Here is a 23,024-nt window from a genome sequence, read left to right as displayed (position 1 = left end):
AAACACCTGCGGCACTGAGGCGAAGGGTATCTCCGCCTCGCTGAACGTGATCGCTAATTGCCGTCGCAAGATCCCGTCTTACCCTGTACGCCACCGCATGGACGACGATCAGCAACCAGTTCCACCCCGCTGGAGCGAAGAGCCGGAGCCGGTCTACAAGGCGCTAGGTTGGGGCTGCTTGCTTCTGGCCAGCCTACCAATCCTCTACGTCTTTTATATCGTGTTTTCTTTCTGCGAGTATCGCTGCGGCTGAGGCGACACCGGTCAGCAGCTTTGCGGGTATCCGGCGGGTACAATTGCCGTCGTACGGCGTCTGCGCCGAGGCGAGAAGCCAACCGAGGCGGAGGGTTCCTCCGCCTTTGTTCCCCCGAGCCTCACTTTCAGCTCATCGGAAATCCTACTATGTTCCGCACATGGGTGCTCCGATCGCGTTGACTGTCGAAGGTGGCCGCCCCGCAGGCCGGCGACAGGAGGCGTATGAGTTCATCCGCTCGTACATCGTGCGCCACGGTCATAGCCCATCGATCGAGAACATCCGGGTCGCGCTCGGCGTCAGCAAGACGCGTGCGAAGGCGCTGGTTCACCAGCTCACCGCTGCGAAGGCGATTGAGCGCGTTCCTGGCGCGCAGCGCGGCATCAGCATTCCCGGGCTCACGCGCGCGCTAGTGATCGAGGAGCTGCGGCGCGAAGGGCTGGTCGTCAGTGTTGCCGAGCCGTGCCCTCAAGGTCATCTGCCCTTCATCGCGATCCTCGCGCAGGTCCCGGACAAATCAGCCGGGGACCATCATGACGGATCGGAATGCGGCGGCGCTGCCCGCCTTTAGCGCCGCCGAGCGCGAGCAGCAGCGCATCACGCATCTGGTGCTGGGCGCGCCGCGGCCGCGCCGCAAGCTGACCAGCAAACGCAAGAAGACCAAAGCGCCAATCATCCGGCTCGCCCCGGGGATCGAGGAGCGCGTCCAGCTGCGCGAGGACTGGTCGCACAAGCAGGGCACGCCCGAGACCCACGCCCGCGCGGCAGCGGCCGCGAAGATCGACGGCACGCTCGCCCGGCTGCAACGCTCGGGCGCGATCGACGCGCACCAGGCGGCCGCGGCCGAGCTGATCGTCGCCGCGCACGAACGCATCACGGCCGATGTGGCGGTGCGCACCGCGAGGCTCGAGCCGCGCGGGTCAGGCGGCGGTGCGAACGCCGCGGCGGCCGAGCGCATTGCCGCGGTCATTCTGGAGCGGCGCTACACCGACTGGCGCGCGCGCGTCGGCCCCTTTGCCGCGATGATGCTGGCGATCATTGTCGACGGCATGGCGCTGGGCACCGCTGCGCGGCGGTGGCGCATGTCCGATCGCCGTGCGCGGCGGCTGCTGGTCGACGCGCTCGACCAATGGGGTCGCGCCCGCTGACCAAGGGGTGCCCTTGTGGGCAGTGCCCGCAAGGGCACGGTGCGAAACGGTCGTGACGACGGCACGAACGACCCCGCCACAACTACGCCCGAAGCCCGCCGCGCCCCGCGCCGACCGGCTTTTCCGTGGAGGCCGCCATGCCCCATCCCCCGGTGAACCGCCTCCCCGCGCAGCAGCGCCGCGTCCCCCGCGCCGCGCTACGGCCGCGCCCGACCGTGGCCGATCAGCTCGAACGCTTCACACCGCGCTTCGACGAGCTGATCCACCGGGCGCGGCTGGCAACTTCCACCGCCGACTTCGACGAGCTCGAGGAAACGGCGACCGTCATCGCGCGCGACCTGCGCGCGGTCTTCCGCTCGCCGACCCCGCGCGCGGCCCCGCTGTTCGTCACCGCCGACGGGAAGGGAGCGATGTTCTGATGAAGACGCTGGCCGACATCCTCGCCTCGCCCAACCCGGGCAATGCGCTGGTCGGCGTGCCGCTCGCCACGCTGCGCGCCTGGGCGGCGCAGCTGCCCGCGGTCGCCTCGACGCCGGTCGCGCCGATCGTCGCGGTCGTGCCGCCGAGCATCGCCGCGTGACCGCGCAGCGCGCGCATCCGGCCGCGATCGACGTCGCCGGTCAGCCGTACCTGCGCGACGCCAAGGGCGCGCTGGTGCCGCTGTCCACCGTGAAGGCCACCGATCTGCTGATGGACGAGCTGGTGCGCAAGACCACCGACGCCGCGGCGGCGCTGTCGGCGCGGCTGGCGCGGTTCAAGGCGGCGGCTTTCAACAGCGTCGGCGAGTTTCAGGCGCTGCTCGCGCAGGAGTATGACGCGGCGATCGGCGGCAAGAAGGGCAACGTCACGCTCACCTCCTACGACGGCTGTCGCAAGGTGCAGGTGCAGGTGTCCGACATTCTCGAGTTCGGGCCGGAGCTGCAAGCGGCGAAGGCGCTGATCGATGAGTGCCTGGCCGAGTGGGCGGCGGGCAGCGGGGCCGAGCTGCGCGCGCTGGTCAATCGCGTCTTCTCGGTCGACAAGGAAGGCCAGATCAACCGCGCCGAGCTGTTCATGCTGCTGCGGGTCGAGATCGCCGACGAGCGCTGGCAGCGCGCCATGAACGCGATCCGCGAGAGCATTCGCGTGATCGGGTCGCGGTCCTACGTGCGGTTCTACGAGCGCAACGCGCCCGACGCGGCGTGGCGTGCGATCCCGCTCGATATCTCAGCCGTTTGACGCGCCCTCCCCTATCCCGCTGCAATTTCGCGGCATCTCTCTGTCCGGACGATCGCCCCCTCCCCCACCCTTCGGGTCCTTCCCGGCGCGGCCGCTATGCGCGGGGCGAAGGCGCGGCTTCGCGCTAGGCACAGCTAAATTGCGCACTTCATCATCATGGGGGGGCTAATCCCATGGATTTGGCCGGTTACAGGCCCACGCTCACTGAAGTGGCGGCGCTTTTCGGCAAGTCGAGCCGCTGGATCTCCGATCTGCGCGCCAAGGGCGATCTCCCCGGCGACGGCGCGACGCTCGCCGAGTTCGTCGCGGCCTGGACCAGCGCCAACGCGATCGCCGGCAAGGGCAAGGCGATCGACCAGCACAAGGCGCGGCTCGCGGCGGAGAAAGCCGACGAGGCGGCGATGCGCAACGCCGAACGGCGCCGCGAGCTGCTGCCCAGCGCGCTGGTCAACCTCGCCGTGCAGGGCGCGTTCGCCCGCGTCCGCGCCCGGCTGCTGTCGCTGCCCAGCAAGTCCGCCCCGGCGATCTCGTCGATGAAGTCGCCGGTCGCGATCCAGGAGAAGCTGACGGAGCTCGTGCATGAAGCACTCGCCGAGCTCGCGGGCACCACGGTCGGCGCGCAGGCGATCGGCACCGACGATCGCGGACCATCTGGTCGCGACGCAGGAGCTGGCGGAAGCAGCAACGGCATGGTGGCCGGTGTTCGCGCCGCCGCCTCGGCTGACGGTCAGCCAGTGGGCGGACCAGCACCGCAAGCTCAGCCCCGAGGCAAGCGCCGAGCCCGGGCAGTGGAACACGAGCCGGGCTGAGTTCCAGCGCGGGATCATGGACGCGGTCAGCGACCCGCTGATCGAGGAAGTGGTGGTGATGAAGTCCGCCCAGGTCGGGTGGACCGAGATCATCAACAACATCGTCGGCTATTTCATCGACCAGGATCCATCACCGATCATGGTGATGCAGCCGACGCTCGACATGGCGGAGGCGTGGTCGACCGATCGCCTGACGCCGATGGTGCGCGACACGCCGCGGCTGCGGGTGAAGATCGCCGAGGCCAAGTCGCGCGACAGCGGCAACAAGCTGCTGCAAAAGCGCTTCCCCGGCGGGCAGCTGGTGATCGTCGGCGCGAACAGCCCGTCGTCGCTGGCGTCGCGGCCGATGCGCGTGATCCTCGCCGACGAGGTCAGCCGCTACCCGGCGTCGGCCGGGATCGAGGGCGATCCGCTCGGGCTGGCGTACAAGCGGACCAACAATTTCTGGAACCGGCGCAAGCTGGCGGGATCGACGCCGACGATCGCCGGCGCCTGTCGCATCGAGGCCAAGTTCGAGGAGTCGGACAAGCGCTTCTTCTTCGTGCCGTGTCCGCATTGCGGCGCGCATCAGGTGCTGAAGTGGGAACAGGTCCGCTGGGACAAGACCAAGGCAGGCGTCCACCGGCCGGAAACCGCGCATTACGTGTGCGAGCACAACGGCTGCATCTGGGACGATGCCGATCGCTGGGGCGCGGTGCTGAAGGGCGAGTGGCGGGCCACCGCCCCGTTCCGCGGCATCGCGGGCTTCCACGTCTGGGAAGCCTATTCGTCGTGGGTGAAGCTGCAATCCACCGTCACCGCCTTCCTCGAGGCGCGCAAGACGCCGGAGACCTACAAGGTCTGGACCAACACCGCGCTCGGGCAGACGTGGGTCGAGAAGGGCGAGGCGCCCGACTGGCAGCGGCTCTACGAGCGGCGTTCGCAGGAGCTGACCTTGGGCGAAGCGCCGGAGTGGGTCGCCCGCCTCACCGTCGGCGCCGACGTGCAGCGCGACCGCATCGAGGCGAGCGTGTGGGGCTGGGGCGAAGGGCTGCGCAGCGTGCTGGTCGACCAGCGCGTCTTCCACGGCGATCCCGCCAAGGCCGAGGTGTGGAAGGAGCTCGACGCTTTCCTGACCGAGGAGTGGGACACGCCTTCCGGCCGCCGGCTGCGGATGTCGAAGCTCGCGATCGATACCGGCGACGGCTATTCGACCACCAGCGTCTACGCCTGGGCGCGGCGTCACCCGCGCGTGGTGATGGCGATCAAGGGGATTGGCAGCTTCAGCGCGGCGATGCCGGTGATGGGGCCGACATGGGTCGACGTCACCGTCCGCGGCACCAAGGTGCAGCGCGGCGTCCAGCTCTGGACGGTCGCGGTGTCGCTGTTCAAGTCCGAGACCTATGACTGGCTGAAGCTCGACCAGCCGATCGACGGCGAACCCTATCCGCCCGGGTACATCCACCTTCCGCAGGGCGTCGACGCGGAATGGCTCCAGCAGCTCGTCGCCGAGCAGCTGGTGACGGTGAAGAACAAGCGCACCGGCTTCAGCAAGCGCGAGTGGCAGAAGACCCGCGACCGCAACGAGGCGATCGACTGTCGCGTCTACGCGCGGGCCGCGGCCTATGCGCTTGGGCTCGATCGCTGGTCGCCAGCCAAATGGACGAAGGCGACCGGCGTGCGGCTTGCCGCGCCCGACCTGCCCGACGTCGACGCTCCCGCTGGCCCGGCCGAGCCCGATGCCACCACGCCGCCGGCCCGCCCGCCGGCGCGCCCGCCGCCCGCGCCACCGAAGCCCCGGTCGCGCGCGATCAATCCGCTGACCGGCAAACCCCGCGGCAGCCATTTCGGGAGGCGCTGATGGCGTACACGCAGGCCGATCTCGCCACGCTCCGCGCGGCGATCGGGAGCGGCATCCTGAAGGTCCGCTACGCCGACGGGCGCGAGATCACCTATCAATCGGGTGCCGACATGCTGAAGGCCGAGCAGCGCATCATGGACGCGCTCGCCTCGGCACCCGGTAGCGTCCGCGCGCGCCGGCGCGCGCCCGGCTGGCGGAACGGCTGCTGATGGGCATGATCGACCGCGCATTGACGGCGATCGCGCCGCGCTGGGCCGCGTCGCGCGCCGAGGCGCTGGTGCGGATCGAGCAGGCACGGACGCGCAGCGCGTCGCTGCGCGGGATCCGCGCCCAATATGACGGGGCGACCGCGTCGCGACGCACGCAGGGCTGGCGACGGACCGCCAAGGACGCCAATTACGAGCTGCAGGGTGCCGCCGCAGTGCTCGCGCAGACCGCGCGCGCGATGGTCCGCAACAACCCGTATGCCGAGCGCGCGGTGTCGGCGATCGCCACCGATCTGGTCGGCGCGGGCATCACCTTTCAGGTGCTGCGCGAGGGCAAGCCGGACCCGGCGCTGAACGCGCTCGCCAAGCGCCACTTCGAGACCACCGCCTGCGACGCCGACGGCCGCCAAAACCTCTACGGGCTGCAATTGCTGGCGGCGCGGACGGTGGTGGAGAGCGGCGCGGTGCTGGCGCGTAACCGCCCGCGCTACGCGCGCGACGGGCTGCCCGTGCCGTTCCAGATCCAGATGCTCGAGCCCGACCATCTCGACGCGACCCGCAACGGCGTGTTCAGCGGCGGGACCTATGTGTCGGGGATCCAGCTCGACCAGCTCGGCGCGCGCGTCAACTACTGGCTCTTCCCGCAGCATCCCGGCGCGATCGCGCTGCGCAATCTGGTCGCGACCGCGGTGCCGGCGCGCGACGTGCTCCACGTCTTCCGTCAGGACCGACCGGGGCAGCAGCATGGCGCGAGCTGGTTCGCGCCCGTCATCCTGCCCATGAACGACTTCCGCGACTATCAGGATGCGCAGTTGCTGCGCCAGAAGATCGCGGCGAGCTGGGCGGTGTTCCGGATCGGCGCGCGCGACGACGACGCCGACGACCAGGACGCGCTCAACGACTTCATCGAGCCCGGGCTGATCGAGGACGTGCCGGCCGGGACGCAGATCGAGTTCGCCAACCCGCCCGGCGTCGACGGCTATGCCGATTTCACCAAGATCTCGGTGCGGACCTTCGCGACCGGCATGAACCTGCCCTACGACATCTTCGGCGATCTCGAGGGCGTCAATTACTCGTCGGGGCGGATCGGCCGCATCCAGTACCACCGCCAGCTCGACAGCTGGACGTGGAACATGCTGGTCCCGCAATTCTGCGAGCCGGCCGCGGCGTGGTTCTTCCGCGCCGCGCAGCTCGCCGGGCATGACGTCGAGGGCTGCACGATGGCCTGGACACCGCCGGCCCGCCCGATGCTCGATCTGGCGACCGAAGGCCCGGCGATCCGCGACATGGTGCGCGCCGGGCTGATGGACCCGGAAACCGCGATCCGCGAGCGCGGCGAGGATCCCGACACCGTTCTCGATGCGTGGAAGCGCTGGGCGGACAAGGTCGACGCGCGCCAGCTCACCTTCGACTGCGATCCGCGCCGGGTCACGCAGGTCGGCAACGCGCTCCAGCCGACCGGCGCTCCCGGCGCGGCGCCGAAGAAGGACTGACCATGGAAATCCTGATCTACGGGATCGTCGGCGACAGCGCCGACGGGCTCGAGGCCGCATGGCTGGTCGACCGCATCCAGCACGCCCCCGACGACATCACTGTCCGGATCAACTCGCTCGGGGGGCTGCTGTTCGACGGCTTCGCGATCTACAACGCGCTGAAGGCATCGCCGCGCACGGTGACGGTGATCGTCGACGGAGTCGCCGGCTCGATCGCCAGCGTGATCGCGATGGCCGGCGACCGGATCATCATGGCCGAGAATGCGGTGATGATGATCCACAAGCCGTCCGACGGCACCTATGGCGACGCGGACGCGCTGCGCACCGTCGCCGACCGGCTTGACTTCCTCCAGAACCAGCTCGTCCAGATCTACGCCGCGCGCACCGGGATGAGCGAGGACGCGCTCCACCCGTTGCTCGATGCCGAGACGTGGATGAGCGCGCCCGAAGCGCTGTCGCTCCACTTCATCGACGAGATCGCCGGCCATGCGACCGCGACCAACCTGCTGGACGCCAGCCGGTTCGGGTTCCGCGCCGTGCCGGCCCACCCGCTCATCGCCAACGCGAAGAGCCCCCCGGCGCCGACCGCCGTCATCACTCCGCAGGAGACGAACATGGATCCCGAGAACGAGCCGGCGCCGACGCCCGCGCCGACCCCGACCCCCAGCCCGGCGCCGACGCCTTCCCCGATACCGACGCCGACGCCTGCGCCGATCACGCCGCCGACCAACATGGCGGAGATCGCCAGCCAGGCGATCGTCGCCGAGCGCCAGCGTGCCGCCACGATCCGCAACGAGGTCCGCCGCGCGCATCTGCCCGACACGTTCGGCGAAACGCTGGTCGACGAGGGCATCTCGGTCGACGCCGCGCGCACCCGGATCATCGACCAGATCGCGAGCGCCGCGCCGGTGATCACCAATTATTCGCCGGCGACGATCCCGGTCGCGCAGTTCCAGGCGCGCGCCGAGGCGATGGCGCTGGCGATCGCCAACCGCGCGAACCCGCGCAACCAGCTCAACGACGACGCGCGCGGCTTCGCCGGCCGCCGGCTGATCGTGCTCGCGCGCGACTGGATGGACGCGACCGGGGTCAGCACCCGCAACATGACCGACCCGCAGGTCGCACAGGCGGTGTTCCGCTATCGCCAGCCGCAGAACGCCGGCCAGCACACCACCGCCGACTTCGCCGGGGTGCTCGCCAACACCGTCTCGCGGACGCTGCGTCGCGGCTACGAGCTGGCGCCGCGCACCTTCCCGGCCTTTTGCCGCCAGACGTCGGTGCCCGACTTCCGCGAGGTCAGCCGCATCGCGCTCTCCGACATCTCGGCGATGCAGCAGGTCGCCGAGGGTGGCGAGTATCAGTACGCGACGGTCGGCGACTCGCAGGAGAAGTACGCGGTCGGCAAGTTCGGGCAGATCATCTCGCTGACGTGGGAGACGATCATCAACGACGATCTGTCGGCGTTCGATCGCATTCCGCAGGCGATGGGTCAGGAGGCCGCGCAGGTCGAGGGCGACGTCGTCTATGCGGTGCTGCTCAGCAACCCGCTGATGGCCGACGGCGTGCCGCTCTTCCACGCCTCGCACGGCAACCTCGCCGCGGCCGGCGCGCCGATCAACATCGACTCGTTGCAGGCCGGGCGCACCGCGATGCGCACGCAGCGCGCGCCGAAGGGGCGGTTCACCTCCGCCACCCCGGCGACGCTGGTGGTCGGCCCGCTGCGCGAGCAGCAGGCCAACCAGTTCACCTCGGCCAATTACGTCGCGACGCTCAGCGGCGACATCAACCCGGACTATAACCGGGCGCTGTCGCCGCAGGTCGAGCCGCGGATCCTCGACTACAGCTTCTTCCTCGCCGCCGACCCGAACGCGCAGCCGATCGACACGATCGAATATGCGTATCTCGCCGGCTACGAGGGGCTTCAGACCGAGGAGCGTCAGGGCTTCGAGGTCGACGGCATCGACATCAAGGCGCGGCTGGTGTTCGGCGCCAAGGCGATCGACCACCGCGCGCTCTACAAGAACCCCGGCGCGGCCAACTGAGCCGGCCTTTCCCCAGCCATGACGTGACGCGGGCGGCCAGGAGCCGCCCGCGCCGTTTCGGGAGATCCCACGATGCGTAACTATTCCGGCGTCGGCAACACGCTGACGCTCACCGCTCCGTATGACGTCGCCTCGGGCGGCGGCGCGCTGATCGGCGCCACGTTCGGCGTCTCGAAACTGGCGCTCAAGGCCGGGCAGCGCGGCCCGTTCGAGGTGACGGGCGCCTATGACCTGCCCAAGGACAATGCCGCGGTCGCCGAGGGCGTGCGCGCCTATTGGGACAACGCCAACAAGGTCGTGACCGCGACGGCAAACGGCAACACGCCGGTCGGCGTGTTCACCGCCGCGCGCAGCGCCGGCGCCGCGACCGCCAACGTCCGCCTCAACGGCAGTTTCTGAACCCTTCTGCCCACCAGCAGCGCGCCGCGCGAGGCGCGACAGCGAGGAACCCCCGACATGAAGACGATCCTGTTGCTCAGCGCCGCCTATCTGAACGGCGGCGCCTATATCGATGCCGGCAAGGAGGTGACCGTCGGCGACGGCAATGGCGAGATGACCGAAGAGCGCGCCGCCGGGATGGTCACCGCGCGGCTCGCCGAGGAAGTGGCGGGCGATGACGTGGCCGGCGACGACGCCGACGCCGATACGACCGCACAGAAGCCGGGGGCGCGCGGCAAGTGACCCCCGATCCGTTCGCGGCCGCGGCGCCGGCGCTCTTCGCGGCGTTCGCGGACCGCGAGCGGATCGTCTACACGCAGGGCGGCGTCGTGCTTCCGCCGATCAGCGCGATCCGCATCGACGCCGATGCCGGCGACCTGCTGGGCAGCACGCCCGCCGCGGTCTCCTACGAGATCCGCGCGGCCGATCTGCCCGCCCCGCCGTCGAAGCGGGATCATTTCACCCACCGCGGCCGGCGCTGGAACGTCGAGGAACGCAAGGCGCTCGAGGACGTCGCCGGCTGGCGCGTGTTCGTGGTCGACGCCGGCCCCGTCGCATGACCGTCCGCGACACGATCCTCGCCGCGATCGTCGCCGCGCTGGCGCCGCTCGCCCCCGAGGTCGAGCTCGAACCGGCCGGCGACCCGATCGACTTTCCCGCGCTCGGCATCACCGACAGCGGGCACCGTGTGCTCGAGCGCGAGGTCGACATCACCCGCCGCGTCATGACGATCACCATCGACGGCTTCGTCGAGGGCGAAGGCGGCGCTGCGCCGACCGCCGCGCGCAACCGGCTGCACGCCGCGGTCGTCGCCGCGCTGCTCGCCGACGAGACGCTCGGCGGCACCGTCGAGCTGATCGAGGACGCGGACGCGCGGCTCTTCGCCGCGCAGCTGTCGTCGAAGCGCCGGCTCGGCTTCGCGCAGGACTTCGATGTCCAGTTCATCACCGCGCGGGCCGACCCCGCGCTCGCCGCCTGACAGGAGCGCCGCATGGCCGACAAGACGAACGATCCGACGATCCGCCAGAACAATGTGGCGGTGCTGTTCGGATTGCAGACCGACGAGGACACCCCGCTCGCGCTCGACCCGACGCAACACGCGATCCCGGTCGAGGCCGACAGTGTCAGCTACGGCACGCCGTGGACGCAGGAGGATTCCAACGAGGCGACCGGCTCCTATGTCGCCGGCGCGCCGCTGATCGTCGGGCAGGCGGTGCCGATCAGCTTCAAGTTCCGCATCAAGGGCGCCGGCGCGGGCATCGCCTATTCGGCGACGGTGAAGCCGCCGCACCATGCGGTGTACCAGGCGTGCGGCTGGCGCGGGCTGTTCACCGCGGCGATCGCCGCGGCGGTCGCGACCGGCGGCACCGCCACCAGCGTGACGCTGCCCGCCGCCTTCCCGGGCACCGCGCGCGCGCTGCTCGGCATGATGCTGCTGATCGGCGCGGGGACCGGCGCCGGCGCGGCCGCGGCGGTGATCGACTATTCGGCCGGCCGCGTCGCGACGCTCGCCGACAGCTTCACCCCGCCGCTCGACAACACCAGCAGCATCGCGGTGCCCGCCAACTGGACCTATGCGCAGACCTCACCGTCCGACGCCGCCTCGCGGCTGGTCGACCATCCGGCGGCGAGCTGCGCGATCTACCGCGACGGCACGCTGGCGACCTTCAGCGGCGTGCGCGGCACGATCGCGCTTGAGGGCAACAGCGCCAAGCCCGGCTATGCCACCTTCACCGGCACCGGCATCTACCAGGGCAAGGTCGACGCCGCGATCCCGGCGACGATCGTCATCGCCAGCCATTCGGCGCCGATGCTGGTGCAGGGCAGCGACGTGTCGAACGCCGCGCTGCTCAACCGCCGCAAGTGCCGGCTGAGCACCTGGTCGCTCGACCCGGGCTCGCAGCTCGAGAATATCGACGATCCGAACACGCCGTTCGGCTTCGGCCCGGGCCAGATCACCGACCGCAAGTCGATGCTGGGGGTCAATCCGCTCGCGACGCTGGTCGCCAATCGCGACACGATCTCTGACATCGGCAACGGCGTCGTCATGCCGGCGATGCTCCGGCATGGCAGCCAGGCGGGCAATCGCTGGGCGCTGGTGGTGCCGCGCGCGCAGCCGGTGACGCTCGAGGCCGAGAACCGCGGCAAGCTGATGGCGGACAAGACGACGCTGCAATGCCTGTCGACCGGCAAGGATGCCGCGGGGCGCGACAGCGACCGCATCCTGGTCTTCTACTGAGGAGCGCGAAAGCAATGGTCGCGACCAGCACCAAACCGATCGCCTTCACGCCGGCGTGGCGCGAGGGTGATCCCGCCGCCCCGGTCTTCCTGTTGACCCCCGCCGGGGTCGTCGAACGCTCGCTGATGGAGGCCGAGCTCGCCGGGCGCTACAATGCCGGGCGCGTCTACAGCTTCGAGCTGCTCGCCGCGATCCGCAGCGGCGTCGTCACGCTGCTCGACGGCGACGAGGCGCAGGGCCGCATCCTCGAGCTGATCGACATCGAGCAGGAAAGCGGCGAGGCCGAGCTCACGCCGGCCGACGTCGCGCTGCTCGCCGAGGTGCGCAAGATCCTCGCCGCGAGCTGGCCCGACTATCGCGACCTGCGCGAGCAGATGGAGCGGCGACGCGAGCTCGCCCCGCTCGTCGCGCTGCGCTATTTCTGCACCGGCATCACCGCCCCGGGCGTCACCTTCAAGCGCGGGCTCGACGGCAAGGTCAGCGAGGCGACGCTCCGCGCGCTCGACCCGCTCGAAATGACCGCTGCGGGCAATCGTGCCTTCCAGATGGCGTATCTGACCGAGGAAGACCGGGGAAACTCCGCGCGGCCGTCATCGTCCGGCGACGGCCCGGCGACTTCCACTTCGGACGCACCGTCGACGCCGGCTGGGAGGTCGACGGACGACACTGGCGCGAAAACCCCCGGCTGACGCTCCCGGCGTCGATCTGGCCGGTGGTCGACCTGTATTTCCTCACCGCGCGCTTCGCCGGGCCGCTCGGCGGGCGCGTCCTTCCCTGCCCCGGCGCGCCCGCCGAACAGCCCGCCGCGCTGCTCGACGCCTTTGCCGTCCTCGACGAGGTAACGAAGGATGGCTGACGACGTCGAGCTGCTGCTCCCCGCCGGCGCGCTCGATGCCGCGGCCGACCGGATCGCGCGGCGCTATCTGCGCGCCGGCACCCGGACGATCGCGGTCGTCACCCGGCGCGCCGAGCAGCGGCTCGAGGCGCTGACCCGCGCGACCGCCGGCGGCAATCTGTGGCGGGCGTGGCGATCGAGCGTCTACCCGAAGGGTGACCGCCCGGCGCGCGACCCGGTCGGCGAGATCTGGGTGGAGGGCAATGCCCGCAGCCAGGGCGCGATGCGGTTCTGGAGCGAGCCGGGCATGATCCGCGGCCGCGACGGCAACTGGCTGCCCGTGCCGCTCCCGGCCGCGGGCGGCCGCAACCGTCAGGGGCTGATCAGCCCGCACGAGTGGGAAATGAGCCACCCCGAATGGCGGCTCGACCTGCTCTGGCAGCCGGGCAAGCGGCCGCTGCTCGTCGCGCACCGCCGCCAGCGACGTCGCGACACCGGCGGCGCGCGCGGGCGCAGCAGCGCGGGGATCACCGAGGGGCAGCCGATCTTCGCGCTGGTCCGCGACGTGCCGTTCCGCAACGCCTTCGCGATCGCCCCGGTGATCCGCATCGCCGAGGCCGAGATCCCCGCCGAATACGCCCGCCAGGCGCAGTCGGCCGCCTCATAGGAGCGCACCCATGTCGACCGACATCGTCGCGCGCCTGCAATTGCGCGCGGACCAGTTCAGCAGCGAGAATGCGCGCGCCTTCGCCGACCTGCGCCAGCGCGCGACCTCGACCGCGCAGGAGATCCGCGGGACGTGGTCGTCGGCGCTGACCGACGTCCAGCGGCTCGCGCAGTCGGCGCTGGACGTCAGGCCGACCAAGAGCGGTGCGCTCGACCTGTCGGGCGAAATCGCGCAGCTGACCGCGGCCGCGCAGGCCGCCGATCGCAAGGCCGCCGCCTTCCGGATGGTCGAGGAAGCCTCGCAGCGGATCGCCTTCGCCGACGGCATCGCGACCGAAAAGGAGCTCCAGCGCGCCGATGCCGCGCGCGTCTCGGCGCGGATGGAGGAGGAGAACGCCGGCCAGATCCGCGCGCGGATCGCCGCGCTCAAGCAATTGCAGGTCGAGCTCGACGAGGTCGCCGCCGCGACCGGCCACAGCATCGCCGTCGGTCAGCACGCCAGCGGCGCGACCGCGCAGCAGCGTCAGTCGATGATCATGCTGGGGCAGCAGTTCCAAGACTTCGCGGTGCAGGTCGGAAGCGGCCAGAGCATCACCACCGCGTTCGCGCAGCAGATCGGTCAGGCCGGGTTCGCCCTGCAGGGCATGGGCGGCCGGCTTGCCGGCGTCTCGGCCTTCCTGACCAGCTTCGGCGGGATCGCGACGATGACCGCGGTGGTCGCGCTCACCCCGCTGATCGGCAAGCTGCTCGACACGAACGATGCGCTTGGCGACGCGGAAAGGAAGATGCGCGAGGACGCGCGCGCGACCGAGATCAACGAGCAGGCCAAGAAGAGCTTCGCCCGGACGGTCGAGGGTGTCACCGCAGCGGTCCGCGACCAGAATGACGAGCTCAAGAAGTCGATCGAGACGCAACGCTCGACCAGCCAGCAGGCGAACGCCGATGCGAACGAGCGGCTCGCGCGGCTCATCAAGGAATATGGCGCGCTCGACCGCAAGCTGACCGCGGCGCGGGCGGAGGCCGCGCGCGCCGCGGCGGCGTCCCCACAGCCCGGGACCGCGATGATCTCGTCGACGGCCGGCAAGGAGGCGCAGCGCGTCGCCGATCTTGAGCGCCAGATGGCCAAGCTCAGGGCGGACGGGCGTCTCGCCACCGAGGCGGTCAACCGGACGCGCGTCGCGCTTTCGGAGCTGGATGCCGCCGCCTCGGTCGACCCGATCGTTCGCATCACCCAGCATTACGACGAGATGAAGCGCTCGGCGCAGCAGGCGGCGATCGCCAGCGGCAATGTGACCGGCGCGCTGACGAAGGAGCTGGCGGCAATCGAGCGGCGGCGTGAGGCGGCGCTGAAGGCGGAAGGCGATCGTCAGGCCGCCGAGAACCGCAAGCCGGGCGCGCTCGGCGCCCAGCTCGCGGGCGAGAACGGCGCGGCGACGCTCGCGGCGGCACGGCAGTATCTCGGCACGCGCGAGACCGGCGCGGGCAAGGCGACGCTGCGCGAGCTGTTCGGGACCGCCGGCATCTCGATCGATCCGGAGAAGGTCGCGTGGTGCGCGGCGTTCGTCAACGCGGTGCTCGCCGGGCAAGGCATCAAGGGCACCGGAAGCCTGTCGGCGCGGTCGTTCCTCAACTTCGGCACCGCCACCAACCGGCCGCTGCCCGGCGACATTGTCGTCCTCCGGCGCGGGAACGGCGAACAGGGGCATGTCGGCTTCTTCGAGGGCACCGACGCGCGCGGGCGAATCCGCGTCACCGGTGGCAATCAGGGGCGCGACGGCGCGGTCACCTCGAGCAGCTTCGCGCGCGACGACGTGCTCGCCTTCCGCCGCGCGCCGACCGCGTCGCGCAGCTATGCCGAGGAGCTGCGCCAGCAGAAGGAAGCGGCCGCCGCGGCGAAGCGCACCAACGAGCAGCTCGAGACGTCGCTCGACCAGCTCGCCAGACATTACGACCCGGTCGCCGCGGCCGCGCGCGTCTACCGCGAGGAGCTCGGCCAGATCTTCAAGCTGGTCGCGGCCGGCAAGCTGACGCAGGGCGAGGGTTTCGACTATGCGATGCGCGCGCGCCAGCACGCCGTCGCGTCCCGCGCGCAGGGCTTCGACCAGGCGTTTCGCGAGACGATCGGCGGCGATGCGATCGCCGAGGCGGTCGAGGAGCTGAACAGCGGGATCATGTCGGGCGCCGACCTGTGGGCGCACCGGCTCGAGCTCGGCGCGATGAGCGCGGGCGAGGCGCTGTCCGGCGCGGTGGGCAGCGTCGCCGAAATGTTCGGGCTGCGGATCTCCGGGCCGCTAACGCACCTGCTGCGCCCGGGCGGCATCGCCGGCCAGTCGGCCGAGACCGCGCAGCTGATCAGCCAGGCGCTCAAGGCGACCGGGCTTACCCTCTCGCCGGCGTCGATCGACAAGCTGTCGGGCGTGCTGGCCGGCGCCGCGATGGGGCAGATCGGCGGATCGGTCTTCTCGTCGATTACCGGCGCGAGACAGAGCAAGGTCGGCTCGGCGATCGGCGGGGTCGTCGGTGAGATGGCCGGCAAGGCGGTCACCGGCACGATCACCAAGGCGGTCGGCGGCAAGCTTGGGTCGTTGCTCGGCAACGCGGCCGGGCCGATCGGCGCGGCGCTTGGCGGCGTGCTCGGCGGGGTGCTCGGCAGCCTGTTCATGCACACCCCGCGCGGCGCGGCGGTCATCACCTCGGTCAACAGTAACGCGGCCCTGTCGGGCGACCGGCAGGTGACCGATGGCCTGTCGGGCAGCGCGAGGAGCGTCCAGACCGCGCTGCGCCGGGTCGCCGATGCGTTCGGCACGGAGGTCGGCGCGTTCGCGGTGTCGATCGGCAAGGGGAAGAACAATTTCCGCGTCTCGTCGACCGGCTCGGCGCAGGTCGGCGCGAAGAGCCCGCGCAACGCCTCGATCATCTACGACGGCCCGGACGAGGCGACCGCGATCCTCGTCGCGACGCAGGACGCGATCCGCGACGGCGCGATCAGGATCAGCAAGACCGCGCAGCGCGTCCTGTCGCTCGGCATCGATCTCGACGCCGCGCTCTCCAAGGCGGTGCTGATCGAGAGCGTCCCGCGCGAGCTGAAGGCGCTGCTCGATCCGGTCGGTGCGGCGGTCGACGATCTCAATCGCAAGTTCCGCAAGACCGTCGCTGCCCTGCAGGAGGGCGGCGCGTCGGCCGAGGAGATGGCGCAGGCCGAGCGGCTCTACAATCTCCAGCTCCAGCAGGTGAAGACGTCGACCGCCTCGGCCTCGGCGTCGCTCAAGACCTTCCTCACCGACCTGAAGCTGGGCAGCAGCTCGCCCTATTCGTACCGCGACCAGGAGGCGACCGCGCTCGCCCAGCTCAAGCCGTACCTCGACCAGATCGGCGCCGGGCAGCGGATCGATCAGGAGAAATACCAGTCGGCGGCGCGATCGTACCTCGACGTCGAGCGCGAGCTGTACGGCTCGACGTCGAAATATTTCGACGCGCAGGCGCTGATCCAGGCGGCGACCGCCAAGGCGATCGAGACGATCGACAATGCGGTGCCGATCGCCGGCGGCGTCGAGAACCCGTTCGCCAAGGCGACCGCGGACAGCGCGGCGAAGACCGCGGCGAACACCCAGACCGGCAACGAGCTGCTCGAGCAGCTCTCCGACCAGATGGGTGACGTGCGTGCGCTGCTCGAGCGGATGTCGGCCAGGGGCAGCGGTCTGGGCGATGGCTTCATCGGCGCGAACCGCGCCTTCGTGGAGGCGGCCTGATGCCTGCGGACTTCGACGATATCGCCGCGGCGACCCGCGCCGCCGCGGTCGCAACCTGGTCGGACGGCCTCACCGCCGGCCGCTACCCGAATGCGCGCGACGGCACGGTGACGCCGGCGCCCGGCTTCTTCGATCGGATCGACGACGCGCAGGCGGTCGCCAATGCGCGCGGTGTGCTGATCGGTGCGGAGCGCCGCCGCTTCGCGGTCGACATCGAGGAGCTGGTCTGGCCCGACGTCGAGAGCGGCGTGCCGACGGTGCGGCTGGTCGACGACGAGCAGCGCGCGGACCTGCCCTGCCTGACCGCCCGGATCGAAATCGACCTCGATGCCGAAACCACGTCCCTCGAGCTGTTCGGGTGAGCTGATGGCCAATGCATGGATCATCGAGCCGCTTCAGGCGACGGCCACGGACGGGTTCGGCTCATTGCAGACCGGTTCGATCACCAACCTGTTCAACGACTATGCCGGCGTGGTCTGCCAGCTCGCCTGCAACGCCGGCCTGAACGCCGCGGCGGTACAGTTCGACCTCGGCGCCGATCGCGTGCTCGACACGATCCTGGTGTTCGGGCTCGCCGGCTTGCCCGCCAGCGCGCTGTTCACCGTCACCTACGCCACCGACGCACAGGGTCCGAGCACGGACGGCGTTCCGGTGACGACGCCGCAATCTGCCTATGCGGGAGATGCGGGCGACCGCGGTGTCGCACTCTGGTCAGGCGATACGCCGATCTCGGCACGGTACGTCCGGCTGACTTTCTACGCCGGTGCGACCGGCTTTGCGATGCGGGCCAGCCGGATCGTCGCTGGCAAGCGCATCCAGTTCGAACGCAATTTCAGCTTCGGCGCCGAGTTCGGGGTCAAGGACCTTGGCGCGCTCGAATTCAGCCGCCGTGGCGTGCTGCTCCGCAACCGTGGTGTGAAGCTGCGCACGGCCTCGCTGACCTTCTCGTCGGTTCGCCGGGACGAGGTCGAGCAGCTCACCGCGCCGCTGCTCGAGCGGATCGGCAACACCGAATGCGTCGCGCTGGTCACCGATCCGGCGCCGCACCCGCAGCGCCAGCGCCGCTGCTACTTCGGCCCGCTGGTCGGCGATCTCGGCCAGACGTGGCGCCGCGCGAATGCGTGGGAGGCGAAGATCAACATGGTGAGCCTCTTCTGATGCTCGGCGTGGTCATCCAGATCGATGCGTGCGAGCCGGTGACAGGCGCGACGGTGCCGCTGCGCGCCGCCAGCCACGATCATCCCGACGTCTGCCACCTGACCGATCAGGTCGCATGGCCGGTGATCGCGAAGCTGCCCAAGCTCGGCTACGACCTGTTCGACGGCGCATTCGAGGGGCGGATCGAGACGCCGAGCGCCAGCCTGTCGATCGGCATCGAGCCATGGCCGGACTTCGCGGCGCTGGCGATCGCCGACGCGCGCTTCCGGCTGTGGACCGGCGAGGTCGGCGCGCCGTTTGCCGCGTGGACGCAGCGCGTCGACGCGCGCGTGACGCAGCAGCCGGCGATCGCCGACGGCCGCGCCGAGCTGACCTTCGCGGTCGACGATCGCTGGCTCGATCGTGCGCTGCTCGCCACCTATGCCGGCACCACCGGCGCGGAAGGGCCGGCGTCGCTGAAGGGGCAGGTCAAGCCGCTGGCGCTGGGCGCGCCGCGCTACGTGCCCGGCGTGTTGGTCGACCCGGTGACGTCGCTGTTCCAGGTCTCGGGACATGGCCCGATCGTCGCGATCGATGCCGCGCTCGAGCGGCTGCTGCGCTACGGAGCGCCGGTTCAGGATTATGCCACGCTCGCCGAGCTGCTCGCCGCCGCGATCCCGCCCGGGCGCTGGGCGACCGCGCTGTCGGGCGGCTGGGCGCGCTTCGGCGCGCCGCCGGTGGGACAGGTGTCTTTCCTCGTGCGGGGCGACACCGGCGGCCCGGACGGCTGGTCGCGGCGGCCGGGACAGCAAATCCGCCGGATCGCGCTGCTGTCGGGCGGTGCCGGGCGGATTGCCGACGCCGCGCTGAACGCGCTCGATGTCGCGCGGCCGTACGATCTCTCGCTCTACCTCGACCAGCAGACCACCGCGCGCGAGCTGATCCAGGAGCTGGCGGCGAGCGTCAACGCGGTCGCCGGCGTGTCGTGGATGGGGCGGCTGTTCGTCCAGCCGGTCGGAATCGGCATGCCGTCGCTGACGCTGGCGGCCGACGGCTCAGCGCTCCCGCCGGTTGCCAAGGTCCGCCAGCTCGAGATCGCCCCGCCGTTCGGCAAGCTGGCGATCACCGCCGAGCGGACCTGGTCGGTCCACGCGCTCGCCGATATCGCCTTTACCGCGACGCTGATCGACACCGGCGCGTGGGCGCCGAGCACGACGTACCGCGAAGGCAACATGGTCCAGCAGCAGGGATCGAGCTGGGTCTACACCAACCCGGTGCCGTCCGCGGGCAACGCGCCGCCGCAGCTGCCCACGCTCAGCAACGCCTATTGGCGCGTGCTCGCCAAGGCCGGTGACCCGGGGCTCGACGCGGAGACCTACACGCTCTCGTCGATGGGGCTGAACGCCGCGAACGAGGCGCAGCCGGCGGGGTATCGGCACGGCTTGTGGAAGGGCGACGGCACGATCTTCGTCGACCCCGACAATGGCAGCACGTCCGCCGATTACGCGCGCAGCTATTCGGTCTGCTGGCGGCGCAGCCGCAACGACTGGAAGGTCCGCCACTTCGACATCTACGGCGACGGCGAGATCAAACATCCCGCTGACGATTATGCCGGCGGGGATCGCCACGGCGTGCAGGGAATGATCAACCTCCTGGCCGCAATCCCGGCCGGCACGCCGGTGGCGATCTACACGTCGGACGAGCCGGCTTCCAACCACGCCGGGCGCGCCGACCTGATCGCGCAGGTTCTGAGCTGCGGTGGATCGCGGGCCAAATACGTCAACGGCATGAGGATGCGGGGGGCGTACACGCTCGTCGGCGTCAAGGGCTGGGCCGAAGGGCGCGGCTACGAGACGGTCTTCTCGGGCGCCGACGGCAGCCGCGACGCGGTGTTGCAGACGAGCTTCAGCATCGTCGGCGGCATTCCCGCCTCGGCGATCGCCGGCGTCGACGGCCTGCCCGGCGAAAAGGGCAAGGATGGCCAGACCTGGTACCAGTATTTCGCCTACGCCAACTCCCCCGACGGGACGGTTGATTTCACCACCGGCGCGCCGGCCGGCCGCTCCTATGTCGGTTTCGCGCATGGCACCTCGCCGGACGAACCGACGGCACCGGGGCTTTACGCCTGGTCCGAATATCGCGGACCGCCGTTCGGCATCGCTACGCGCGGGCTGGTGGTCGCGGCCGGCCGCCAACTGATCAAGAACGGCGGCGCGAACGACTGGGACAGCGACGCCTATTCGACGGTCGGCTTCCGCGGCGGCGCGGTCGCGTCGTTCAAGCCCGGGCAGACCAACTGCGCGATCATGGCGGGCCTCAACACCGACCCGACCACCGATGCGTCCTACGGGTCGCTCGACTACGCCTGGTACCTGGTTGCCGACGGTACGTCGATGATCTTCGAAAACGGCCAGTGGCGGGCATCGTTCGGCGCGTACTCGACCGACACCGCCTATCAGGTGCTCTACGACGGCCGCTACGTCATCTATTATGCGAACGGTATCGAGCATCGTCGCGTAGATCACGGGGCCAACGCGCTTTTCTATTTCGACAGCAGCTTTGCGACCCCGGGCGGCCGGCTCAACGACGTCGACTTCTCGGCGCGCGGCGCAGACGGGCTGAAGGGCGCAGACGGGATCAACCCGCCGGTGGTGACCGTGGCGGCGTCGCCGCAGGCACTCCGCTACGTGCCCGGCACCGGCTATGTCGGCGGCGCGGTCACCTTCACCGCGACGCTGATCAACGCAGTCGGCCCGGTGTCGTGGAGTTCGGTCATCGGACACGCGCTTTACGGACGCGACGACATCACGTTCGGCACGAACACGATGACGATCAGCGCCGCGCGAGTGCAGGCGGTCATCGATTACAACGAGGGCCAGGGTTACGGCGCCTCCGAGACGATTATCGCTTCCGCCGGCGGCGCCAGCCACCGGGTAGCGGTGACGAAGATCATCGATGGCGCGAAAGGCGACCACGGCGACAAGGGGGATCGCGGCGACAAGGGCGACCGCGGCGATGCCGGCGCGAAGGGCGACCCGGTGTTCGGCTTCGTGCAGGAGGCCAACCCAGGCAGCGGGCAGTTCGATCGCCAGATCTGGTATCAGCCGGCGGCGAAGCAGTCATGGTACTGGCTCGACGGCCAGTGGAACAGGACGGGCGGACTGCTGGCGGCGCAGGACGTGATCGCCTCGAGCGCGCAGATCGGCAACCTCGTCGTCATCGGCGCGCATATCAAGGATCTCGAGGTCGACACGATCAAGATCAAGGACAATGCGGTCACCAACACCATCGCGGTGGCGACATCGAGCGGCTTCACCTCCAACGAGACCAAGGACATTGCCTCGATCACGATGAACACCAGCGGTGGGTCGGTGCGGATCGAGTACCGGTTTCAGGCAAGTTACACCGTCAAATCAGGCTACAGCGGGTCGAATGCCAATGCCTGGATCGTCCGATCGAAGGACGGTGTCGAGACACAGATCAGCCTCAGCCAGTTCATCCTGACAGGCTCCGCGATCAACGGCCAATGGGAGCTGGATACGACGCCGGGCACCGGCGCAGTGACCTATACCCTGCGCGTGTACGAGTACAACGGCGGCGGGATCCGCAACTGGTTCGCCTCCAGCATCAGGATGACCGCCACGGAGTTCAAGAAATGAGATACGCTGTGGCGGACGACACGACCGGGCTGGTCCACAGCATCGTCGAGGCGACGACGCTTGAATCGTTGCTGCTCAATGTTCCCGAAGGATCGACCCCGCACCCGGCGAGCGACGCGGTCGAGCCCGAAACATGGCGCTGGGACGGATCGGCGCTGGTCGCCATCGCGCCGACCATCGAGGCGCTGCGCAGCGCGTGCTGGGAAGCGGTGAAGGCGCGGCGACAGGCGGCGGAGGATGGCGGCTGCGCCTCGCCGCTCGGAGCGGTCGACACCGATCAGGAAAGCCGGCTGAAGGTCTCGGGCGCGGTGCAGATGGCAATGATCGCGCAGGCCGCGAACCAGCCCTTCACGGTCGACTGGACGATGCACGACGACAGCGTCGTCAAACACGACGCCGCGGCGATGATCGCGATGGGGCTGGCAGTCGGTCGCCATATCGCCGCCTGCCATGCGGTTGCACTCGCCAAGCGCGCGGCGATCGACGCGGCGGTAAACGCGGCGGACATCGCGGCGGTGGAGGTCGATCATGGCTGGCCTGCCTGACCGGCTGGGCGCGGTGGCGCGCCAGTTGCTCGTCTCGGTCGATCAGTTCGCGCAAGTCGTGATCGTGGGCGTGCTGTTCGTCGCCGGCTTGACCGACACCTGCCCGTCGGCCGACGAGACGATCAGCAGCTATATCGGCCGCGGCGTGCTGCGCGGCGCATGGTGGGCGCGGATCCTCGCGCCGGTGGTCGACCGCGTGTTCATCCTGCTCGGCGACGCGCCCGACCATTGCCGGCGCAACGTCGAGCCTGCCTTTCTCGACCGCATCCCCGATCAACCGCGCGGAGAGCCGACATGAGCAATGCCCTGAAGGAATGGTGGGCGCCGCTGGGCCTGCTGCTGGCCGCGCTCACCCCGGTTGGCACGTTCGTCGTCGGCACCGGCGACATGCGCGGCGACCTGAAGACCCACGAGCAGCGCATGAACCAGACCGACCGCCGCATCGATCAGGTCGAGCAGCAGGGGAAGGAGATGCAGATCGATCTGCGCGACCAGGGCCGCCAGAGCGCGCGCATGGAAGCGAAGCTCGACCTGCTGCTGCAACGGCTTCCCGACCGCCACTGACCTGACCCTCCACCAAGGACGAAACCATGACGCTTCTTGCGAAGGGGCGCGCGCTGGCGCGCGCCTGGTACGCGCACGCCGCCGGTGTCGCCGCGGCGATCGCCGGGCTGCTGATGGGGCTCGACCCCAATCTGCTTGGGGCCGGCTGGCAGACGATGCCCGCCGAGTTGCGCGTGCTGATCC

General features: G+C 70.1%; 25 protein-coding genes. All 25 read left to right on the top strand.

What is annotated here, in order from left to right; genetic code table 11:
* The first annotated feature begins 413 nt into the window (after nt 1-413).
* The 25 genes from FHS97_RS15020 (at nt 414) to FHS97_RS14905 (ending at nt 22,841) form a co-directional block, all read left to right on the top strand.
* Nucleotides 414-824 (top strand): LexA family protein, encoded by a 411-nt coding sequence (locus FHS97_RS15020; RefSeq protein WP_184039805.1) that lies wholly within the window; start codon nt 414-416, stop codon nt 822-824.
* Nucleotides 787-1,401 carry a hypothetical protein gene (locus FHS97_RS15015; protein ID WP_184039802.1) on the top strand — a complete coding sequence of 205 codons (615 nt, stop codon included), beginning with the start codon at nt 787-789 and terminating at the stop codon, nt 1,399-1,401. The genes FHS97_RS15020 and FHS97_RS15015 overlap by 38 nt, the downstream gene beginning before the upstream one ends.
* 137 nt (nt 1,402-1,538) lie before the next feature.
* On the top strand, nt 1,539-1,820 hold the full coding sequence (locus FHS97_RS15010; RefSeq protein ID WP_184039799.1) for a hypothetical protein: 282 nt from the start codon (nt 1,539-1,541) through the stop codon (nt 1,818-1,820).
* A complete protein-coding gene (locus FHS97_RS17565) occupies nt 1,820-1,981 on the top strand; it encodes a hypothetical protein (RefSeq protein WP_184039796.1) in 162 nt (53 codons plus the stop codon). Before FHS97_RS15010 ends, FHS97_RS17565 begins: the two co-directional genes overlap by 1 nt.
* Entirely contained in the window at nt 1,978-2,619 is a 642-nt protein-coding gene (locus FHS97_RS15000) for a DUF3164 family protein (protein WP_184039794.1), read from the top strand. Before FHS97_RS17565 ends, FHS97_RS15000 begins: the two co-directional genes overlap by 4 nt.
* Before the next feature lie 173 nt (nt 2,620-2,792).
* Nucleotides 2,793-3,428, top strand: coding sequence for a hypothetical protein (locus tag FHS97_RS17285; RefSeq protein ID WP_221233339.1), 636 nt, complete (start codon nt 2,793-2,795; stop codon nt 3,426-3,428).
* Nucleotides 3,319-5,268: a phage terminase large subunit family protein gene (locus tag FHS97_RS14995; RefSeq protein ID WP_221233338.1), complete on the top strand. Its 1,950-nt coding sequence runs from the start codon at nt 3,319-3,321 to the stop codon at nt 5,266-5,268. The genes FHS97_RS17285 and FHS97_RS14995 overlap by 110 nt, the downstream gene beginning before the upstream one ends.
* Complete coding sequence (locus FHS97_RS14990; RefSeq protein WP_184039788.1) at nt 5,268-5,477, top strand: phage head-tail joining protein; 210 nt, start codon at nt 5,268-5,270, stop codon at nt 5,475-5,477. The genes FHS97_RS14995 and FHS97_RS14990 overlap by 1 nt, the downstream gene beginning before the upstream one ends.
* Nucleotides 5,477-6,967, top strand: a complete 1,491-nt coding sequence (locus tag FHS97_RS14985; RefSeq protein WP_246346702.1) for a phage portal protein — start codon at nt 5,477-5,479, stop codon at nt 6,965-6,967. Before FHS97_RS14990 ends, FHS97_RS14985 begins: the two co-directional genes overlap by 1 nt.
* Before the next feature lie 2 nt (nt 6,968-6,969).
* A complete protein-coding gene (locus FHS97_RS14980; protein WP_184039786.1) occupies nt 6,970-9,009 on the top strand; it encodes a ClpP-like prohead protease/major capsid protein fusion protein in 2,040 nt (679 codons plus the stop codon).
* 72 nt (nt 9,010-9,081) lie between these two features.
* The gene (locus FHS97_RS14975; RefSeq protein WP_184039783.1) at nt 9,082-9,408 is read left to right on the top strand and encodes a DUF2190 family protein; all 327 of its coding nucleotides are present in this window, start codon (nt 9,082-9,084) and stop codon (nt 9,406-9,408) included.
* A gap of 57 nt (nt 9,409-9,465) precedes the next feature.
* Complete coding sequence (locus FHS97_RS14970) at nt 9,466-9,690, top strand: hypothetical protein (protein ID WP_184039780.1); 225 nt, start codon at nt 9,466-9,468, stop codon at nt 9,688-9,690.
* Entirely contained in the window at nt 9,687-10,007 is a 321-nt protein-coding gene (locus FHS97_RS14965) for a head-tail joining protein (protein WP_184039777.1), read from the top strand. Before FHS97_RS14970 ends, FHS97_RS14965 begins: the two co-directional genes overlap by 4 nt.
* The gene (locus tag FHS97_RS14960) at nt 10,004-10,426 is read left to right on the top strand and encodes a hypothetical protein (RefSeq protein ID WP_184039774.1); all 423 of its coding nucleotides are present in this window, start codon (nt 10,004-10,006) and stop codon (nt 10,424-10,426) included. The genes FHS97_RS14965 and FHS97_RS14960 overlap by 4 nt, the downstream gene beginning before the upstream one ends.
* A gap of 12 nt (nt 10,427-10,438) precedes the next feature.
* Nucleotides 10,439-11,686 carry a hypothetical protein gene (locus tag FHS97_RS14955; RefSeq protein WP_184039771.1) on the top strand — a complete coding sequence of 416 codons (1,248 nt, stop codon included), beginning with the start codon at nt 10,439-10,441 and terminating at the stop codon, nt 11,684-11,686.
* 14 nt (nt 11,687-11,700) lie between these two features.
* Entirely contained in the window at nt 11,701-12,375 is a 675-nt protein-coding gene (locus tag FHS97_RS14950; RefSeq protein WP_184039769.1) for a hypothetical protein, read from the top strand.
* A 23-nt stretch (nt 12,376-12,398) separates the two neighbouring features.
* Complete coding sequence (locus FHS97_RS14945) at nt 12,399-12,542, top strand: hypothetical protein (protein WP_184039767.1); 144 nt, start codon at nt 12,399-12,401, stop codon at nt 12,540-12,542.
* The gene (locus tag FHS97_RS14940; RefSeq protein ID WP_184039765.1) at nt 12,535-13,188 is read left to right on the top strand and encodes a DUF6441 family protein; all 654 of its coding nucleotides are present in this window, start codon (nt 12,535-12,537) and stop codon (nt 13,186-13,188) included. Before FHS97_RS14945 ends, FHS97_RS14940 begins: the two co-directional genes overlap by 8 nt.
* A 10-nt stretch (nt 13,189-13,198) precedes the next feature.
* The gene (locus tag FHS97_RS14935) at nt 13,199-16,936 is read left to right on the top strand and encodes a TIGR02594 family protein (RefSeq protein WP_184039763.1); all 3,738 of its coding nucleotides are present in this window, start codon (nt 13,199-13,201) and stop codon (nt 16,934-16,936) included.
* On the top strand, nt 16,936-17,298 hold the full coding sequence (locus FHS97_RS14930; protein ID WP_184039761.1) for a hypothetical protein: 363 nt from the start codon (nt 16,936-16,938) through the stop codon (nt 17,296-17,298). The genes FHS97_RS14935 and FHS97_RS14930 overlap by 1 nt, the downstream gene beginning before the upstream one ends.
* A gap of 4 nt (nt 17,299-17,302) precedes the next feature.
* Nucleotides 17,303-18,094, top strand: a complete 792-nt coding sequence (locus tag FHS97_RS14925) for a hypothetical protein (RefSeq protein WP_184039758.1) — start codon at nt 17,303-17,305, stop codon at nt 18,092-18,094.
* Nucleotides 18,094-21,732: a hypothetical protein gene (locus FHS97_RS14920; protein ID WP_184039755.1), complete on the top strand. Its 3,639-nt coding sequence runs from the start codon at nt 18,094-18,096 to the stop codon at nt 21,730-21,732. Before FHS97_RS14925 ends, FHS97_RS14920 begins: the two co-directional genes overlap by 1 nt.
* 8 nt (nt 21,733-21,740) lie before the next feature.
* Entirely contained in the window at nt 21,741-22,277 is a 537-nt protein-coding gene (locus FHS97_RS14915) for a DUF4376 domain-containing protein (RefSeq protein ID WP_184039752.1), read from the top strand.
* The gene (locus tag FHS97_RS14910; RefSeq protein ID WP_184039749.1) at nt 22,261-22,575 is read left to right on the top strand and encodes a hypothetical protein; all 315 of its coding nucleotides are present in this window, start codon (nt 22,261-22,263) and stop codon (nt 22,573-22,575) included. The genes FHS97_RS14915 and FHS97_RS14910 overlap by 17 nt, the downstream gene beginning before the upstream one ends.
* The gene (locus FHS97_RS14905; protein WP_184039746.1) at nt 22,572-22,841 is read left to right on the top strand and encodes a hypothetical protein; all 270 of its coding nucleotides are present in this window, start codon (nt 22,572-22,574) and stop codon (nt 22,839-22,841) included. Before FHS97_RS14910 ends, FHS97_RS14905 begins: the two co-directional genes overlap by 4 nt.
* Nucleotides 22,842-23,024 lie beyond the last annotated feature (183 nt).

Source organism: Sphingomonas endophytica (genome assembly GCF_014199415.1).
In the GTDB taxonomy this organism is placed as follows: Bacteria; Pseudomonadota; Alphaproteobacteria; order Sphingomonadales; family Sphingomonadaceae; genus Sphingomonas; species Sphingomonas endophytica.
The sequence above is the reverse complement of the archived record's forward strand: the minus strand, read 5'-3'. Positions and strand labels throughout refer to the sequence as shown.

Bases quoted from the DNA above. Each gene is read 5' to 3' on its own strand.
- FHS97_RS14910 (WP_184039749.1), top strand. From the start codon at position 22,261: ATGGCTGGCCTGCCTGACCGGCTGGGCGCGGTGGCGCGCCAGTTGCTC.
- FHS97_RS14950 (WP_184039769.1), top strand. From the start codon at position 11,701: ATGGTCGCGACCAGCACCAAACCGATCGCCTTCACGCCGGCGTGGCGC.
- FHS97_RS14990 (WP_184039788.1), top strand. From the start codon at position 5,268: ATGGCGTACACGCAGGCCGATCTCGCCACGCTCCGCGCGGCGATCGGG.
- FHS97_RS15020 (WP_184039805.1), top strand. From the start codon at position 414: ATGGGTGCTCCGATCGCGTTGACTGTCGAAGGTGGCCGCCCCGCAGGC.
- FHS97_RS14960 (WP_184039774.1), top strand. From the start codon at position 10,004: ATGACCGTCCGCGACACGATCCTCGCCGCGATCGTCGCCGCGCTGGCG.
- FHS97_RS15010 (WP_184039799.1), top strand. From the start codon at position 1,539: ATGCCCCATCCCCCGGTGAACCGCCTCCCCGCGCAGCAGCGCCGCGTC.
- FHS97_RS14925 (WP_184039758.1), top strand. From the start codon at position 17,303: ATGGCCAATGCATGGATCATCGAGCCGCTTCAGGCGACGGCCACGGAC.
- FHS97_RS14920 (WP_184039755.1), top strand. From the start codon at position 18,094: ATGCTCGGCGTGGTCATCCAGATCGATGCGTGCGAGCCGGTGACAGGC.
- FHS97_RS14970 (WP_184039780.1), top strand. From the start codon at position 9,466: ATGAAGACGATCCTGTTGCTCAGCGCCGCCTATCTGAACGGCGGCGCC.
- FHS97_RS14975 (WP_184039783.1), top strand. From the start codon at position 9,082: ATGCGTAACTATTCCGGCGTCGGCAACACGCTGACGCTCACCGCTCCG.
- FHS97_RS14930 (WP_184039761.1), top strand. From the start codon at position 16,936: ATGCCTGCGGACTTCGACGATATCGCCGCGGCGACCCGCGCCGCCGCG.
- FHS97_RS14905 (WP_184039746.1), top strand. From the start codon at position 22,572: ATGAGCAATGCCCTGAAGGAATGGTGGGCGCCGCTGGGCCTGCTGCTG.
- FHS97_RS14935 (WP_184039763.1), top strand. From the start codon at position 13,199: ATGTCGACCGACATCGTCGCGCGCCTGCAATTGCGCGCGGACCAGTTC.
- FHS97_RS17565 (WP_184039796.1), top strand. From the start codon at position 1,820: ATGAAGACGCTGGCCGACATCCTCGCCTCGCCCAACCCGGGCAATGCG.
- FHS97_RS15015 (WP_184039802.1), top strand. From the start codon at position 787: ATGACGGATCGGAATGCGGCGGCGCTGCCCGCCTTTAGCGCCGCCGAG.
- FHS97_RS17285 (WP_221233339.1), top strand. From the start codon at position 2,793: ATGGATTTGGCCGGTTACAGGCCCACGCTCACTGAAGTGGCGGCGCTT.
- FHS97_RS14955 (WP_184039771.1), top strand. From the start codon at position 10,439: ATGGCCGACAAGACGAACGATCCGACGATCCGCCAGAACAATGTGGCG.
- FHS97_RS14985 (WP_246346702.1), top strand. From the start codon at position 5,477: ATGGGCATGATCGACCGCGCATTGACGGCGATCGCGCCGCGCTGGGCC.
- FHS97_RS14940 (WP_184039765.1), top strand. From the start codon at position 12,535: ATGGCTGACGACGTCGAGCTGCTGCTCCCCGCCGGCGCGCTCGATGCC.
- FHS97_RS14980 (WP_184039786.1), top strand. From the start codon at position 6,970: ATGGAAATCCTGATCTACGGGATCGTCGGCGACAGCGCCGACGGGCTC.